This window comes from Mesorhizobium sp. B1-1-5, assembly GCF_006443065.1.
Lineage (GTDB): Bacteria > Pseudomonadota > Alphaproteobacteria > Rhizobiales > Rhizobiaceae > Mesorhizobium.
The window spans coordinates 1-15200 of sequence record NZ_VFWS01000123.1 but is presented as its reverse complement, the minus strand read 5'-3'; the positions used below and the strand labels follow the sequence as shown (position 1 = coordinate 15200).

Here is a 15200-nt window from a genome sequence, read left to right as displayed (position 1 = left end):
AGATCACCTCGATGATGGAGGGCGTCGTGCAGCGCGGCACCGGCGCCACCATCGGCGAGCTCGGCCGCCACATCGCCGGCAAGACCGGCACGACCAATGACGAGAAGGACGCCTGGTTCATCGGCTTCACCCCGAACCTCGTTGTCGGCCTCTATATGGGCTATGACACGCCGCGCGGCCTTGGCCACGGCGCCACCGGCGGCGGCTTGGCGGCCCCGATCTTCAAGGATTTCATGCGGGTTGCGCTCGACGGCAAGCCGAACACCGACTTCCAGGTTCCCGACGGCATGAAGCTGATTGCAATCAACCGCAAGACCGGCATGCGCGCCGCCGAAGGCGATCCGAACACCATCATCGAGGCTTTCAAGCCTGGCACCGGTCCGGCCGACAGCTACTGGGTGATCGGCATGGGCGCGGATGGCTCGAACGGCTCGGGCGGAGCGCTGTCGCCGCAGGCCAACCAGGCCATCCAGGACGGCGGCGGCGGCCTCTACTGACCTTGCTCGATTTCGCGATGGGCCGGCAGGGTGGTGCCGGCCCATTTCGCTTTACAGGCAGCGATGCCGTGCCTATGTATCGCGCCTATTCCGAAAAAGACCGAAAAGAACAGGACCGAACCAAGAGCCATGCGCGCGGAAACGCTCAAAATCGTCGACGAGATCAGGCAGGCGATAACCCTGCTGAGGAGGCATCTTTGACTGGGATCAGGCTGTAAAGCGGCTTGAATACCTGAATTCGCGCGCCGAGGATTCCAGTCTCTGGAATGATCCGATCGAAGCGCAGAAGCTGATGCGGGAGCGCCAGGAGCTCGAGGACGGCATCGCTGCCGTCAAGGGGATGACGCAGGCGCTGGAAGACAATATCGGCCTGATCGAGCTCGGCGAGGAAGAGGGCGACGACGGCATCATCGCGGAAGCGGAGGCGGCGCTGCGTTCGATGCAGGGCGAGGCGAAGGCGCGCCAGGTCGAAACGCTGCTGTCGGGCGAGGCCGACGCCAACGACACCTATCTCGAAATCCATGCCGGCGCCGGCGGCACCGAGAGCCAGGACTGGGCCTCGATGCTCCTGCGCATGTACACGCGCTGGGCCGAGCGTCGCCGCTTTAAGGTCGAGGTGCTGGAAGTCCATGACGGCGAAGAAGCGGGCATCAAGTCCGCCACCGTGACGATCAAAGGCCACAACGCCTATGGCTGGCTTAAGACGGAGTCCGGCGTCCATCGCCTGGTGCGCATTTCGCCTTACGACAGCAACGCGCGGCGCCACACCTCCTTCGCCAGCGTCTGGGTCTATCCGGTTATCGACGACTCGATCGACATCAATGTTTCCGAATCCGACGTGCGCATCGACACCTATCGTTCCTCGGGTTCGGGCGGCCAGCACGTCAACACCACCGACTCTGCGGTGCGCATCACCCATCTGGCGACCGGCATAGCGGTCGCCTGCCAGGCCGAGCGCTCGCAGCACAAGAACCGCGCCAAGGCTTGGGAAATGCTGCGCTCGCGGCTTTACGAGGAAGAGCTGAAGAAGCGCGAGGCGGTCGCCAATGCGACGGAAGCGTCGAAGAGCGACATCGGCTGGGGGCACCAGATCCGCTCCTACGTGCTGCAGCCCTATCAGCTTGTGAAGGATCTGCGCACCGGCGTCGAAAGCACCTCGCCTTCGAGCGTGCTCGACGGCGACCTCGACGAATTCATGGAAGCCTCGCTCTCGCATCGCATCGAGGGCGGCGCCGGCGAAGCGGTGGCGGACCTCGACTAGGATATGCCCACATTCAGGTGAGGCTGGCCTGCGAATGATGATTTCCTGCGCTTCCGGTGCTCACGTACTGAAGTACGCTCCGCTCCGGTTCTCGGAAACCATCATTCTCGGCTCAGCCTGACCTGAATCTGAACATATCCCGCCTGGGGACGAAGGAGGAAACCGGTGTCTCGGGTACTTGTGGGAAAATGCTTCTGCGGCACCGTCCACTATGAGGTTGCGGACGAATTCGCTTACGCGGCGAACTGCCATTGCTCGAACTGCCGGCGCACGACAGGCTCCGCGTTCAAGCCGTTCGCCGGCATCGAGCGCGCCAAGTTCCGTCTCATCGCGGGCGAGGGCGGGCTTCTGATCTTCGGCGACGAGAGCGGCCACGACGCGCATTGCGGGCGATGCGGCTCGCTCCTCTATTCGTTGGTCCGCGACGGCGCCTACGTGCATGTCGCCATGGGCACGCTGGTCGACGAGCCGACGATACGGCCGAGCGCACACATTTTTGTCGGGTCCAAGGCGAAGTGGTTCACAATCGCCGACTCCCTGCCGCAGTATGATGAGCACGTTCCCGACTGAACGTCTGGAACCAGCTTGAGCCGAATCTCGTTGTCGGGCACCAGATCCGCGCGGCTAACCGCTCATTAACCAAGCCGACGCACGATTCTGGATGGCAGAGGTTGGCGTGAAGCGCGGCATTGCCGTTGGCAAGCGGATGCTTGCGCCAGCCAGGGAATCAGCCCAGCCTTCGGGCTGGGTAAAAAGCATTTATGGCCGGATGCGGCATATCTGCGACCGACGATCCGGCCACTGGGAAGACACGTTCCGGGAACGGGCAAGCGAAAACGCTTGATGCTCGAAAGGAACGCTTCGATGTCTGCTGCCATATCAAGATCGGCCCAAGCCGTTCGACCGGCGTGCCGACTTTTGTTCTCCCTGTTCGCCGTTGGAGCGATCGCAGCGCTGGCGCCACCGGCTGCTGCGCACGATGCCCAGCCCACCGCGGCCATGCCGCAAGGCTGGAAATATCCCTTTGCCTGTTGTGCCAACTACGATTGCAAGGAGGTGCCGCAGTCGTCGATCAGCGAGCGGCCCGAGGGCTACGTCATAAAGGGTACGGGCGAGGTGGTGGCTTATGCCGACAAGCGCGTCAAGAATTCGCCCGACGGCGAGTACCACTGGTGTGCGCACCAGGCCGGGCTCGACGCCGGCAAGACCATCTGCCTGTTCGTGCCGCCTCCCTCTTACTAAGGCTCTGAACCTGCCGCGGAAGGCGAGGCGCTGGGGCTCGATCCACGGCAGGAGAAGGCTGCGACCTTGCTGACAGACGGTTGTCAGGACGGTTTCTTTATGTTGCCTTGCACCGAGCAATTCCAGGAAAAGTGCGTAGCGGTTTTCCGTCCGGAATTGCGTGCACCCAGGATGCGCAATTCCAGGAAAAGTGCGTAGCGGTTTTCCGCCCGGAATTGCGTGCACCCAGGACGCGCAATTCCAGGAGAAGTGCGTAGCGGTTTTCCGCTCGGAATTGCGTGAAACTGAGGGCGCGGCGGACAACGGAGGGGTTGAGTCCATGACCATCAGGGGAAGCTGTCACTGCAAGGCGACAACCTTCGAGGTTGCCGAGGCGCCGCGGACGGTGACGCAATGCACATGCTCGTTCTGCTCGAAGCGGGGTTCGTTATGGGCCTATTATGTGCCGTCGCAATTCAGGCTGACGAGCCCGCCGGAGAATGTCTCCTTCTATCGCTGGGGCTCAAAGACGGTGAAGCATGGTTTCTGCGCCATTTGCGGCTGCGGCACCTTCACCGAGACGCCTGATTGGTCGACCGGAAAGCCGGATTTCGACAACCCGAAGATCAGCGTCAATTCGCGCCTGTTCGATGATTTCGATCTGGACAAGGTCGAGGTGGTGGTCATCGACGGCAAGAATTTGTGGTAGAGCCGACAGGGGAGCCACCGCCGGACTTTACCGGCGGCATTCCCGTTCCGTTTTTCGCCGCATTTCATGTTACAAGGCTGCGGAAGGGCTGATTTGGCGCGGTCGCAAAGACCGCGAATTGGAGAGGGACCAATCTCATGAAGAAGACTGTGCTCGTCGCCGTGGCGGCGGCTCTATTGGTGAGCGCCTGCACCACCACCGATCCGTATACGGGTGACCAGAAGATCTCCAACACGGCGGCCGGTGCCGGCCTCGGCGCCCTGGCAGGCGCCAGCCTTGGCCTGCTGGCCGGTGGCAATGACCGCCGCAACGCGTTGATCGGCGCCGGCATCGGCGCGCTCGCCGGCGGCGCGATCGGCGCGACGATGGACCAGAACGAGGCCGAGCTTCGCCGTCAATTGCAGGGCACCGGCGTCAGCGTCACCCGCAGCGGCGACCAGATCATCCTCAACATGCCGTCCGACATCACCTTCAATGTCGACCAGGACGCGGTGAAGCCGGGCTTCTATCCGGTGCTGAATTCGGTCGCGCTGGTGCTGAAGAAGTTCCGCCAGACCACAGTGGACGTGTTCGGCCACACCGATTCGACCGGCGGCGACGAGCACAATTTCGACCTGTCGCAGCGTCGCGCGCTTGCCGTCGCAAATTACCTGTCCGGCCAGGGCGTCGACCAGCGCCGCTTCGCCGTTACCGGCTTCGGCAAGACCCGCCCGATCGCATCCAATGCGACCGCCGCCGGCCGCGAGCAGAACCGCCGCGTCGAAATCCAGCTGTCGCCGCTCACCTGAGAAAAGGCGCGTGGAGGCGCAATTCCATCAAGACAAACGGCTCCGAAAGGGGCCGTTTTTGTCTGAAATGGCCCAAAGATGAGGTCGAAGGTCTTAGGACATTAGTTTCTTCTAATTGATGCTTTTCCAGAACCGGGGAAAGGACTAACATTCTGCTGTTCCAGAGGGGATGGGGCGGTCAACAGGCCGCGCAATCAACATCTACCGCCCCGGTCTTGCACGGCCAGATCAAGAGAATCTGGGAGGAATGCATGAAAAGAACAGCTCGCTTGGGGCGCTGCGGCGTCCTTGCTTTCGCATGTCTTATCGGTACATCGTTCGGGCTCGCTTCGGCCCGGGCCGAGGACGCCAACAAGGCCGACATCGAGGCCTTGAAGAAATCGCTGGCCAAGTATGAAGATTACACCGCCGCTGTTCGCGACCTCTATTTGTCGACCGTCGGCTGCATCCACTATGGCGGCGAGAAGATAGACGGCGCCATGTACTATCAGAAGGGCGCGATGGGCATCCATTTCGTCAACGTCCCGAGCGTCGGCAAGCCGCTCGACCCGATGAAGCCCAACGTCCTGATCTACGAGCCGACCAAGAAAGGCCTGAAGCTGGTCGGGGTGGAATGGCTGGTGCCGCTGACGCCGGACACCAAGGAGGTACCGACGCTGTTCGGGCAGAAATTCATGGGGCCGATGGAAGGCCACTATCCGCTCATTCCGAGGGAGTTCGTCCACTACGACCTGCATGCATGGCTGTTCAAGGACAATCCGAACGGCATGTTCAGTCCAACGAACCCGAACGTGAAATGCAGCACGGCCGAGTTCCCGATGCTCGAGAAGCCGACCAAGATGATGCCGGGTCCGATGTAGGCATCGCCTTTGGCTGAATTGCTTCAGGCGAAGCCAAAAACGAAACGGCCCCGTGTGGGGCCGTTTTCAATTCAGGCTATGCCGGTATCGACTTCAGACCTTTGCGACGATCCGCATGAAGGCCGGCACGTCGTCGCCGAAGCCGACGGTTGCGTCGTCTTCTTCCTGACGATGGCGGCCGGGGCGGTCGCGCTGCGGACGGGCGTCGCCGCGCTGCTCGTGACGGTTGCCAGGGCCCTTGCGCTCGTTCTCGGAACGGATCGCATCCTTGCGGGCGCGGCGTTCGGCGATGTCGGCCACTTCGGCGACAGGCTGTTCCTCACGCGCGGCATCGGGCGTCTCGTCGCGCTTCGGGTGACGGTCCTTCTTGCGCTCGCCCCGCTCCTTGCGGTCCTCGTCCTTGCGGCCGGCGCGACGCGGGGCGCCGCGGCCGCGGCGCGGCTGCTCCTCGCCCTCGCTCTCGGTCACCGTCGACAGGTCGCCGTCATGCCACTCGATCTTGGTGCCGATCAGCCTCTCGATGGCGTCGACATATTTGGTGTCGGAGCGGGTGGCGATGGTGAAGGACTTGCCGGCGCGTCCGGCGCGGCCGGTGCGGCCGATACGGTGGACGTAATCCTCGGCGTGGATGGGCACATCATAATTGAAGACATGGCTGACATCGGGAATGTCGAGACCGCGCGCGGCGACGTCCGAGGCAACGAGGTAGCGCAGCTTGCCGTCGCGGAAATTGGCGAGCATCTGCATGCGGGCGCGCTGATCCATGTCGCCATGCAGCGCGCCGGCATCGAAATCATGCTTCAACAGCGAGCGGAACAGCTCCGACACCTCGACCTTGCGGTTGCAGAAGATGATGGCGTTCTTCAGATCGGCGTCTTCGGCCTTGATCAGGTTGCGCAGCGTCTCGCGCTTTTCCCAGGGTTTTGTGCCGGACTTGACCAGCCGCTGCGTGATGCTGGTCGCCGTGGAGGCGGCCTTCGAAACCTCGACGCGCACCGGCGCGTGCAGGAACTTCTCGGTGAGCTTGGTGATCTCCGGCGGCATCGTCGCCGAGAAGAACAGCGTCTGGCGCGTGAACGGGATCATCTCGCAGATGCGCTCGATATCGGGAATGAAGCCCATGTCGAGCATGCGGTCGGCCTCGTCGATGACGAGGATCTCGACGCCGTTGAGCAGAAGCTTGCCGCGCTCGCGGTGGTCGAGCAGGCGGCCGGGCGTCGCGATCAGCACGTCGGCGCCGCGCTCGAGCTTCTTGTCCTGTTCGTCGAAGGAGACGCCTCCGATCAACAGCGCGATATTGAGCTTGTGGTTCTTGCCGTATTTGATGAAGTTTTCTTCGACCTGCGCGGCGAGCTCACGGGTCGGTTCGAGGATCAGCGTGCGCGGCATGCGGGCTCGCGCCCGGCCCTTTTCCAGGCGCGTCAGCATCGGCAGCACGAAGGAAGCAGTCTTGCCGGTGCCGGTCTGGGCGATACCCAGCACGTCCTTGCCGAGCAGCGCATGCGGGATGGCGCCGGCCTGGATCGGCGTCGGCTTGGTGTAGCCGGCATCGGTGACCGCGGAGAGAACCTTCGGCGACAAGCCGAGGTCTGAGAATGTCAACGCTTCTTGAGCGATCGTGGTGTCTGAGGACAAGTGTTTGTTGTCTTTGTTGGTTGGGGAAATCGCGACACAGTAGCCGCGGCAGGCGCCGCGCGCCTGCAAGATCGGTGTTGCAGTTAGGCGCAAGCCCTCGATTTGTCAACAGAAACGGACCGAAATACAGCGATTGTGAAGACGTAACCTTAATCGCGATGCTTAAAGCGCGTCGCGCTGAAACGGTTTGAGGCTCTGCGCTTTATATCTTTGCTTGATCACGCCGTATGCCCAAAACCGCTGCGCGCTTTTGGGCGACATGCATTGATCGAAACAATATCCTTGCGCCGGCTCAGTAGCGGAACTGCTCGGCAAGGATACGCTCGTTCCAGGAATGGTTCGGATCGAACAGCAAAGTTGCCGTCGCCGTCGGCGATTCCCGCACGGTGACGGAGGCCACCGCCTTGACCTCGGTATGATCGGCCGCGGCATTCACCGGGCGCTTTTCGGCTTCCAGGATGTCGAAGCGCACGGTCGCCTTGTTGGACAGCAGCGCCCCGCGCCAGCGGCGCGGCCGGAAAGGACTGACCGGCGTCAGCGCCAGAAGCGGCGCATCGAGCGGCAGGATCGGCCCATGCGCCGACAGATTGTAGGCGGTGGAACCGGCGGGCGTCGCGATCATCACGCCGTCGCAGTTCAACTCCTCCAGCCGCACCTGGCCGTCGACGGTGATGCGGATCTTCGCCGTCTGATAGGACTGGCGCCACAGCGCCACCTCGTTGATGGCCGGCGCCGAAATCGTTTCGCCGTCATGCGTCACAGCGACCATTTCCAGCGGCCGGATCGTCTCGGAGACCGCGTTGGCGATGCGTTCCTCGAGGCCACCGGCGCGATATTCATTCATCAGGAAGCCGATGGTGCCACGGTTCATGCCGTAGACCTTCTTGCCCGTGCTCATCGTCTCGCGCAGCGTCTGCAGAAGAAAGCCGTCGCCGCCGAGCGCGATGATGATCTCGGCATCCGCGACTGGCACCTGCCCATAGCGCGCGGACAGGCTTTCCAGCGCCGCGCGGGCGTCGTCGGTGTCGGAAGAAACGAAGGCGAAACGGCTGTCGGCTTTGCTCATGGCTCCCGGAGGGCGACCGTCTGCGGGGCCGCGCCGGCGACGGCGTAGCATGCGCCGCCCACATCTGTGAAGGGCGCAGCGCCAGCTGGCGGTCACACCCGACAATCGCGCTTCGTGACAGCGGCGACATGAATGTGATGGCTGCCATGGTTAAGGCGAAGCTTAAACACTCGTAAAGCCGGATCGATCATGTTAGCCGACAGTGGATGGGTTGGCGGGGGCTGGCCAGTCGAGAGACCTGTCTATTGCCGGTAACGCGTCTGATCATAGTCTTCCTGATGATGGGAAGTTTCGCGCTGATGTTCGCCGAGCTGGTGCGTCATTCCGAAGAGATGAGCCAGCGGCCGCAGCCGACAGCTTCCCGCTGCGGCGACGCCACGGGAACACTTTGCCCGCAAAGGGCGCTTTAACGCAATTCCGGGAAATGCGCGCAGCGGTTTCCGTTCGTAATTGCATCAGCGCCGAGCAATGAGCGGTTTTGCCGTTCTCATGAAACGCTCTAGTCCGCGCGGGGATGATATTCACCAGATATGCGGCATGAACGGCACGCGGTCGCGATGACTGCGGCTAACTCCATCTTTCGTGAAATCGCGTGGGAAGTTCCATCTGGCTTGGCTCCGCATGCATTTGCCAGATCTGCCGGGTGGCGAAAACGCGCTCGCTGGATTGCCTAGCAATTCGCCAGGCTCTATGGGTCTTTTCGATTCAACCTTGGGGCGAGCGCGCTCCGAAAACAAAGTCGGCGTGATGATGCATGGAATAAGTCGTAAGGATCGTCGCTCGGTGTTGGTCGCGGGAGGCAGTGGTTTCATAGGCTCGCATCTGGCCGATCGTCTCTTGCAGCGCGCGGATCTCGACTGCCTTGTTGTGGTTGACAACTTATGGACCGGCTCGCGCCAGAACCTTGCGCACCTTAACGATCCGCGATTGAGCCTTGAGATCGAGGACGCGGAGGCCTTCACCACCTCGCAACGGTTCGACGAGATCATTCACCTCGCATCGCCCGCTTCGCCGTGCTGGTATATGAGCGATCCGGCTCGCACCATTCGTGCCAATGTCGGCGGTGCTTTCAACCTTCTGGGTTTGCTCAAGCCCGGCGGCCGCTTCTGCTTTTCATCCACCTCGGAGGTATATGGGGATCCGCAGGTCTCCCCACAGCCGGAGAGTTACCGAGGTTCAGTGGACTGTACGGGCCCCAGGTCTTCCTATGACGAAAGCAAGCGTTGCACGGAAGCGCTGTTGTTCGAGACCCAACGTACGCAGGGTCTCGACGTGAGAGTGGTGCGACTCTTCAATGTATACGGACCTCGCACACGTATAGATGACGGGCGTGCGATTTCGAACTTCATAAGCCAGGCGCTGACGACTGGAGTGCTGACCGTCTATGGTGATGGTCTGCAATCGCGCAGCTGGGGTTATGTCGATGACATCGTCGACGGATTGGAGCGTTTCTTCTGGCGCGACAACATTTCACATCGTGGCCCGCTCAATATCGGCAACAATTGCGAGGTTTCGGTCCTGGATATCGCGAAATTCGTCTGCTCCCTGGTTCCCGGCAGCTCGATCGTCCATCATGAACCGGTTCCTCAAGATCCGACAAATCGTTGCCCTGACTTGAGACTGGCCAAGCGTATTCTTCCTGGGTGGGAAGCCGGTACAGGCTATCAGGACGGTATTCGACGGACCTTTGAGTGGTTCCGGAGCCAGATTGCCGCCCCTGCCGCGGTCCCAGCCTAGATCAGCATGACGTTTCGCTGAATCGCCATCCTGATCTAACTCTTTGTTGGAGCATGATCTTTTCCGAAGACCGGTTCCCACTTTCGGGATCATGCTCTAGTTCTTAAGAGTTTGGCCGACTTCGCTCAGGAAGGCCGGCCTCTCATCGACACCGTCTCCGATCGACCTTCGAGATACGGCACCAAAACGGTCTCGAACGCCTTGAGCGCCGCGCCGATTGCCTGGTGCATGTCGAGATAGCGGTAGGTTCCGAGCCGGCCGCCGAAATGAGTGTTCTGTTCGCGACGAGCGCGCGCGAGGTAGCGCTCGTAGATACGTTGGTCGGCGCGGGTGTCGATAGGATAGTAAGGTTCGTCGCTGCGACGAGCAAAACGCGAGAATTCGCGACCGATCAGCGTCCTGTCGCCGTCAAATTCACGCTCCGGGTTGAAATGCCTGAACTCGACGATGCGCGTGTAGGGCACGGCTTCGTCGGCGTAATGCATGATCCCTGTGCCTTGATAGTCCGGCGTGTCCATATGTTCGAACTCGATGTCGATTGTCCGCCATCCGAGGTCTCCTTCGGCATAGTCGAAATATCGGTCGATGGCGCCCGTGTAGGCGATGGGAATATTTTTGGGTAGCGATCCCTTGATCTGGAAGAAATCGACGCCGAGTCTGGTCTCGATCAGCGGGTGCGCAAGCATCTTCTGGAAGATTGCTGTATAGCCTTCGAGCGGCTGTCCCTGGTATCGATCGTTGAAATAGCCATCCTCGAACGTGTAGCGCACCGGCAAACGCGAGATGATCTGCGGCGGAAGCTCGCGCGGATCGGTCTGCCACTGCTTGGCAGTGTAGCCTCTGATGAGCGCCTCGTAGAGCGGGCGCCCGATAAGCGAGATAGCTTTCTCCTCGAGATTGGCCGGCTGCCGGTCGCCGAGTTCGGACGATTGCTCGGCAATCAGCGCTCGCGCCTGATCGGGGCTGAGCCGTTTGCCGAAGAACTGGCAGATCGTCGCCAGGTTGATCGGCAAGGAATAGATCTGATCGCGATATGACGAAAACGCACGGTGCCGATAGGAGTTGAATTGCGCGAAGGTGCGCAGATAGTCCCAGACTTCTTTATTGGATGTATGGAAGAGGTGAGGCCCATAGCGATGGATCTCGACGCCGGTGGCAGCGTCGGGCTCGGTGTAGGCGTTGCCGCCTATGTGCGCGCGTCGATCGATCACCAGCACACGGCGGCCAAGCCTGCTTGCAACACGCTCGGCAAGCGTTGCGCCGTAGAATCCCGCCCCTACGACAAGAAGATCGGCGCCGTTCAACATGTCATGGCCCCTTCGGCAGTCCGATCCGGAGGCGGCTCGATCGCGATGGTCGAGAGTTCGGCCGCCTTGAAATGCTGTCGGCGAACATGCCGCCACAGCGTTTTCTTCAATCGATACACCTGTCTGAATGCATTTAGCCGTCGGGCGTAATGCAGCATCATGCGCAGGCCTATGGCAGTCTTCGATCGCCAAACGCGCCCTTTTCTGTCCACGGCCTCATAGGAGATCGGATAGAATTCATCCAGGAAAAATCTGGCCTTCAACTGGGCGTATTCCGCCTTGGGTGTAAGGCCTTTTTCCAACATCGCTTGGGCAAGCGCGCTTCCGACAGGGCGCGTGTGACGAATCGACAAGTGATCGAACACGGCGGACTTGCGACGGTTGTCCGGCGCCAGGCGCGTCCAAATCGAATCAAGGCCGAAGCCGCTCATTGAATGTTCGAAGAGCGGCAGCATCTTGACCAGCACGTCGGCTCTGATGCAGGGAGCCATAATCTCGACCTTATCCACGAAGCGGAACTCGAAGCTGTCGCAACGCATGAACGGCAGATGCGAAAAGTAGCTGTCGAGCGTCAGAGAGGGTTGGCCGACATCGAGGTCGAGCCGGCGCATGTTCGCAAACATAGCTTCGATCGTTCTTCGATCTGCTTCGAGATCATCGTCCGGAAGCCAGAAATACCGATAGCGCTGGAGCAAGTCCGGCTGCTCACTGAACAGCGCGAAAAGGCCGTCAAACTTGCCGCCTTTCCGATCCACTCGTCTTTCGTAAGGCAGGCTGAAGGCCGATGGATCGGATCCGTAGTAGCTAACGATCAGGTCGAAGTCGCATCCTGGTTCGTCCGCGCCCCAACCACGATGCAGGGAACGGTCGCCGGCTCTGACGATCACGAGATTGCGGTGGCTGGTCGGCTGCGGAGATCTGCTGGTGGAATTCATGCTTCGGTGGGCTGCTTTGCTGTCTCGCGGCACTTACACCAAAGTTGCTCGCTTCAGAAGGTTTGAACGCTTGGCACGCTTGCCGCGAGATCGGCGGCCGGTTATCGACTGACGGCTAGTTCGGCATTTGCGCAATACGTCCCGTGTCAGGATGGCTATCCATGAAGCTGATCGTCGTTACTCCGGCCGGACGTGAGAAATATCTTGGCGTGCTTAGCCACTATGTCCTGAAGAGTTCTCATGTGCACGAATGGCATCTGTGGGACAACTGCCGCAACGAGCAGGATCGGGCCTATCTCAGGCAATTGGCGAGCGCCGATTCGCGAATTAAAATCATGACGTTGCCCGGGGCCAATGGAAAAAACGACGCCATCGGACTTTTTTTTCGTTTCTGCGACGATCCGGATGCTTTCTATCTGAGGCTGGACGATGACATCGTGTTTCTCGAGGACGGTTTTTTCGAAAAGTACATGGAACGGGTGCTGACCGAGCGGGGCTCGGCGCTTTGGTACGCGCCGCTCATCATCAACAACGCCATCTGCAACACTTTCATCAAATACCTCTCCGCGGTTCAGATCGAAGGGCCGCTGACCTGCCAGGCGATGTGCCCGTTCTCATGGTCTCATCCAACGTTCCCGCTCGCGATGCATCCGGTCCTGATCGAAGCGGTGCGCACCGGCCGGCTCGGCGATTTCCGCGTGCCCGACCGCGAAATCAAGGCGTCGCGGTTTTCCATCAATGCGATCGGCTTTTTCGGGTCGGAGATTGTCGAACTGGGCGACCTTTTTCACCCGCTGGGAGATGAAGAAGAGTGGTTTTCCGCAGTCCTTCCCGTCAAGCTCGGACGGCCGGGCAAGGTTTTCGGCGATCTGATCGCGGCGCACTTTTCCTTCTACCCGCAAGAGAAGGCGCTTTTGGGCACGACAATCCTCGAGGATTATTACGACCTCGCCGGACTGCCAGCGCCTGTCTACAAAAAGACGGTGGTGCGGTTGAAGGACCGGTTGAGGCCCTGGAAGAAGAACCGCAATGGAACGCCGCCAAAATATACGATCACGCTCCTGAAGGATGGGGCGAATCCAAAACGGTGAGACGGCAGCGTCGAAAGATGCTTGTTCCCGGTCGCGACCGTATCGTCGCCCTCGGTGTTCTTCATCTCTGCAAGTGGCACCCAGCCTTGCGCTTGCCGGCGACATATTCGTCGATGAGTTGCCCGTAGCGCACCTTGCCGAAGCTCGGGAAATGGCCGCCATGCACGACCGAGACGTCGAGGCCGCGCATGGCAAGCAGCGTTGCGACATAGTCATCGATGTTGGAGTGATAGACGTCGTCGATCAGCGGCCCGTCATAAACGATGTCGCCGGACAGCAGGATGCCGGTCTTTCTCTCATAAAGCGCGATCCCGCCGGGCGAGTGTCCAGGTGTGTGGATGACTTCGAAGGCGCGGTCGCCGAGGTCGACGACATCGCCATGCTCGAGCAGCCGGCCCGCCGGCGCGGGCAGGATGCGGTAGCCCGCCGTATCCCAGCCTTGCGGCGCGCCGTCGAACATCGCCTCATTGGCATAGCGGTCCGCCACCGTCCATTCGTTGGTTGGATCGGCAAGGATTGCCGCTTCGGCCGAATGCACGCAGCGCTCCGGGAATTCGTGATGGCAGCCGATATGGTCGAAATGCGTGTGGCTGGCGATGCAGGTAAGCTTGCGCTCGCTGACCAGCGGCACATGGCGTTTCAGGCTGAAATGGCCGAGGCCGGTGTCGAACAACAGGTCGCGGTCGCGCCCGCGAACATGCCAGATGTTGCAGCGGAAGAACGGTTTTATCCACGGCTCATGGATGAGCGTGATGTCGTCGCCCATGCGGATGGTTTCGTACCAGTCCGGAGCCTCGATGACCGGAAGCGTGCTCATGGATCAGTCCGCCAGCAGGATGATGTCTTGAGCGTTGCATGAAACTGAGATCGTGTCGCCTGCCTGAATGGTAGCGGAAGCGGGCGCCTTGGCGATGAATTGTAGCGCGGGATCGAGCGTTGAAGTCGCCAACACGCGTTTGAAACTGCCCTGGAAGACGACGTCGCCGATCTTGGCCGTGCCGAGCGCTACGTCGCCTTTCGCTTCGCCGAGAACAATGTGCTCGGGCCGGATGGCGAGCGCGACCTTGGCGCCGGCAGGCGTGGCACCTGGCAGTGAAATCGGCCCCACCGCCGTCGAGGCCGTGACGGTCCCGTTCCTCGCCTCGGTCACGGTGCCGGCAAGGATCGTGCTCTCGCCCATGAAGGTCGCTGAAAAGCGCGTCGCCGGCCGCGCATAGACCCGCTCAGGCGTGCCTTCGTCCTCGATGCGGCCGTCATTCATCACCACGCAATGGTCGGCCAGCGCCATCGCTTCCTCCTGATCGTGCGTGACATGGATGAAGGCGGTGCCGACGCGCTTCTGGATTGCTTTCAGCTCGTCCTGCATCTGCCGGCGCAGTTTCAGGTCCAGCGCGCCGAGCGGTTCATCGAGCAAAAGCACCGCCGGCTCGATGACGAGCGCACGGGCAAGCGCCACGCGCTGCCGCTGGCCGCCGGAGAGCTGATGCGGCTTCTTGTCGAAGGACGTCGCCAGCCCGACGAGCGCCAGCGCCTCGCGCGCCTTGGCCGCCCGGGTCGCGCCATCGACGCCCTGCATGCGCAGCCCGAAGCCGACATTGCCGCCGACGCTCATATGCGGAAACAGCGCGTAGTCCTGGAAGACAGTTGTCGTCGGCCGCTTCGCCGGCGGCACAGCGGTGCAATCCGCGCCGCGAATGAAGACCTTGCCTTCGCTGGGCGTGACGAAGCCGCCAAGGATCGAAAGCAGCGTCGTCTTGCCGGAACCGGACGGTCCGAGCAGGATCGTGTAGCTGCCGGGCTCGATCGCCAGCGAGACGTTCTTCAGCACCGATAGCTGGCCGAAGCGATGCGAGACATTGCGGATATCGACCAAGGGCGCGCTCATGCCGTCTTTCTCCGCAGCAGCGTCAGCTCGAAAAGCACCACCAGGACGATGGAGACGGCAAAGACCAGCGAGCCGACAGCATTGGTCTTGGGATTGAGGCCGGAACGCAGCAGGTTCCAGATCTCCACCGGCGGCGTCATCAACCGGGCGCTGACCGGCATCGGCCTGATCGGCGAGCCGCTCCAGCTTGCCAACACGCGTTTCGCGA

General features: G+C 61.2%; 15 protein-coding genes and 1 pseudogene. 9 read left to right on the top strand and 7 right to left on the bottom strand.

What is annotated here, in order from left to right; all coding sequences use genetic code 11:
* From FJ980_RS25355 to FJ980_RS25325, 7 genes are all read left to right on the top strand, one after another.
* The coding region (locus tag FJ980_RS25355) for a penicillin-binding transpeptidase domain-containing protein (RefSeq protein WP_281406341.1) at positions 1 to 497 on the top strand (497 nt) is incomplete at its 5' end.
* 129 nt (positions 498 to 626) lie between these two features.
* A protein-coding gene (gene prfB, locus FJ980_RS25350) for a peptide chain release factor 2 (RefSeq protein ID WP_140546440.1) occupies positions 627 to 1758 on the top strand; the annotation gives its coding sequence in 2 pieces (ribosomal slippage) (positions 627 to 692 and positions 694 to 1758; 1131 coding nt in all).
* Between the two features lie 165 nt (positions 1759 to 1923).
* A complete protein-coding gene (locus tag FJ980_RS25345) occupies positions 1924 to 2328 on the top strand; it encodes a GFA family protein (protein ID WP_140546439.1) in 405 nt (134 codons plus the stop codon).
* Between the two features lie 294 nt (positions 2329 to 2622).
* The gene (locus tag FJ980_RS25340) at positions 2623 to 3000 is read left to right on the top strand and encodes a hypothetical protein (RefSeq protein ID WP_140546438.1); all 378 of its coding nucleotides are present in this window, start codon (positions 2623 to 2625) and stop codon (positions 2998 to 3000) included.
* 319 nt (positions 3001 to 3319) lie between these two features.
* Positions 3320 to 3688 carry a GFA family protein gene (locus FJ980_RS25335; protein WP_140546437.1) on the top strand — a complete coding sequence of 123 codons (369 nt, stop codon included), beginning with the start codon at positions 3320 to 3322 and terminating at the stop codon, positions 3686 to 3688.
* A 137-nt stretch (positions 3689 to 3825) separates the two neighbouring features.
* Entirely contained in the window at positions 3826 to 4476 is a 651-nt protein-coding gene (locus tag FJ980_RS25330; protein WP_140546436.1) for an OmpA family protein, read from the top strand.
* A 251-nt stretch (positions 4477 to 4727) separates the two neighbouring features.
* Positions 4728 to 5336 carry a hypothetical protein gene (locus FJ980_RS25325; RefSeq protein WP_140546435.1) on the top strand — a complete coding sequence of 203 codons (609 nt, stop codon included), beginning with the start codon at positions 4728 to 4730 and terminating at the stop codon, positions 5334 to 5336.
* A gap of 93 nt (positions 5337 to 5429) precedes the next feature.
* Here the strand turns inward: FJ980_RS25325 and FJ980_RS25320 are convergent, their stop codons facing one another.
* Both FJ980_RS25320 and FJ980_RS25315 read right to left on the bottom strand, forming a co-directional pair.
* Complete coding sequence (locus tag FJ980_RS25320) at positions 5430 to 6971, bottom strand: DEAD/DEAH box helicase (protein ID WP_181176080.1); 1542 nt, start codon at positions 6969 to 6971, stop codon at positions 5430 to 5432.
* 292 nt (positions 6972 to 7263) lie between these two features.
* A complete protein-coding gene (locus FJ980_RS25315; RefSeq protein WP_140546433.1) occupies positions 7264 to 8037 on the bottom strand; it encodes an NAD kinase in 774 nt (257 codons plus the stop codon).
* A gap of 750 nt (positions 8038 to 8787) precedes the next feature.
* Here FJ980_RS25315 and FJ980_RS25305 point away from each other — a divergent pair.
* Positions 8788 to 9774: an NAD-dependent epimerase/dehydratase family protein gene (locus tag FJ980_RS25305; RefSeq protein ID WP_140546441.1), complete on the top strand. Its 987-nt coding sequence runs from the start codon at positions 8788 to 8790 to the stop codon at positions 9772 to 9774.
* Between the two features lie 125 nt (positions 9775 to 9899).
* Here FJ980_RS25305 and glf read toward each other — a convergent pair whose 3' ends face one another.
* Both glf and FJ980_RS25295 read right to left on the bottom strand, forming a co-directional pair.
* Positions 9900 to 11081 carry a UDP-galactopyranose mutase gene (glf, locus tag FJ980_RS25300; RefSeq protein WP_140546432.1) on the bottom strand — a complete coding sequence of 394 codons (1182 nt, stop codon included), beginning with the start codon at positions 11079 to 11081 and terminating at the stop codon, positions 9900 to 9902.
* Positions 11075 to 12016: a hypothetical protein gene (locus tag FJ980_RS25295; protein ID WP_140546431.1), complete on the bottom strand. Its 942-nt coding sequence runs from the start codon at positions 12014 to 12016 to the stop codon at positions 11075 to 11077. Before FJ980_RS25295 ends, glf begins: the two co-directional genes overlap by 7 nt.
* A gap of 161 nt (positions 12017 to 12177) precedes the next feature.
* On the opposite strand from FJ980_RS25295, the gene FJ980_RS25290 reads away from it, so the two are divergent.
* The gene (locus FJ980_RS25290) at positions 12178 to 13107 is read left to right on the top strand and encodes a hypothetical protein (protein WP_140546430.1); all 930 of its coding nucleotides are present in this window, start codon (positions 12178 to 12180) and stop codon (positions 13105 to 13107) included.
* Positions 13108 to 13168: 61 nt separating this feature from the next.
* Here FJ980_RS25290 and FJ980_RS25285 read toward each other — a convergent pair whose 3' ends face one another.
* The 3 genes and pseudogenes from FJ980_RS25285 to FJ980_RS25275 all read right to left on the bottom strand — a co-directional run.
* Entirely contained in the window at positions 13169 to 13924 is a 756-nt protein-coding gene (locus FJ980_RS25285; RefSeq protein ID WP_140546429.1) for an MBL fold metallo-hydrolase, read from the bottom strand.
* Between the two features lie 3 nt (positions 13925 to 13927).
* Positions 13928 to 14992: an ABC transporter ATP-binding protein gene (locus tag FJ980_RS25280; RefSeq protein ID WP_140546428.1), complete on the bottom strand. Its 1065-nt coding sequence runs from the start codon at positions 14990 to 14992 to the stop codon at positions 13928 to 13930.
* Positions 14989 to 15200, bottom strand: a pseudogene (locus FJ980_RS25275) (hypothetical protein); the annotation flags it as partial. The pseudogene FJ980_RS25275 and the gene FJ980_RS25280, both read right to left, overlap by 4 nt.

Bases quoted from the DNA above. Each gene is read 5' to 3' on its own strand.
- FJ980_RS25340 (WP_140546438.1), top strand. From the start codon at position 2,623: ATGTCTGCTGCCATATCAAGATCGGCCCAAGCCGTTCGACCGGCGTGC.
- FJ980_RS25335 (WP_140546437.1), top strand. From the start codon at position 3,320: ATGACCATCAGGGGAAGCTGTCACTGCAAGGCGACAACCTTCGAGGTT.
- FJ980_RS25330 (WP_140546436.1), top strand. From the start codon at position 3,826: ATGAAGAAGACTGTGCTCGTCGCCGTGGCGGCGGCTCTATTGGTGAGC.
- FJ980_RS25325 (WP_140546435.1), top strand. From the start codon at position 4,728: ATGAAAAGAACAGCTCGCTTGGGGCGCTGCGGCGTCCTTGCTTTCGCA.
- FJ980_RS25315 (WP_140546433.1), bottom strand. From the start codon at position 8,037: ATGAGCAAAGCCGACAGCCGTTTCGCCTTCGTTTCTTCCGACACCGAC.
- FJ980_RS25305 (WP_140546441.1), top strand. From the start codon at position 8,788: ATGCATGGAATAAGTCGTAAGGATCGTCGCTCGGTGTTGGTCGCGGGA.
- glf (WP_140546432.1), bottom strand. From the start codon at position 11,081: ATGTTGAACGGCGCCGATCTTCTTGTCGTAGGGGCGGGATTCTACGGC.
- FJ980_RS25295 (WP_140546431.1), bottom strand. From the start codon at position 12,016: ATGAATTCCACCAGCAGATCTCCGCAGCCGACCAGCCACCGCAATCTC.
- FJ980_RS25290 (WP_140546430.1), top strand. From the start codon at position 12,178: ATGAAGCTGATCGTCGTTACTCCGGCCGGACGTGAGAAATATCTTGGC.
- FJ980_RS25285 (WP_140546429.1), bottom strand. From the start codon at position 13,924: ATGAGCACGCTTCCGGTCATCGAGGCTCCGGACTGGTACGAAACCATC.
- FJ980_RS25280 (WP_140546428.1), bottom strand. From the start codon at position 14,992: ATGAGCGCGCCCTTGGTCGATATCCGCAATGTCTCGCATCGCTTCGGC.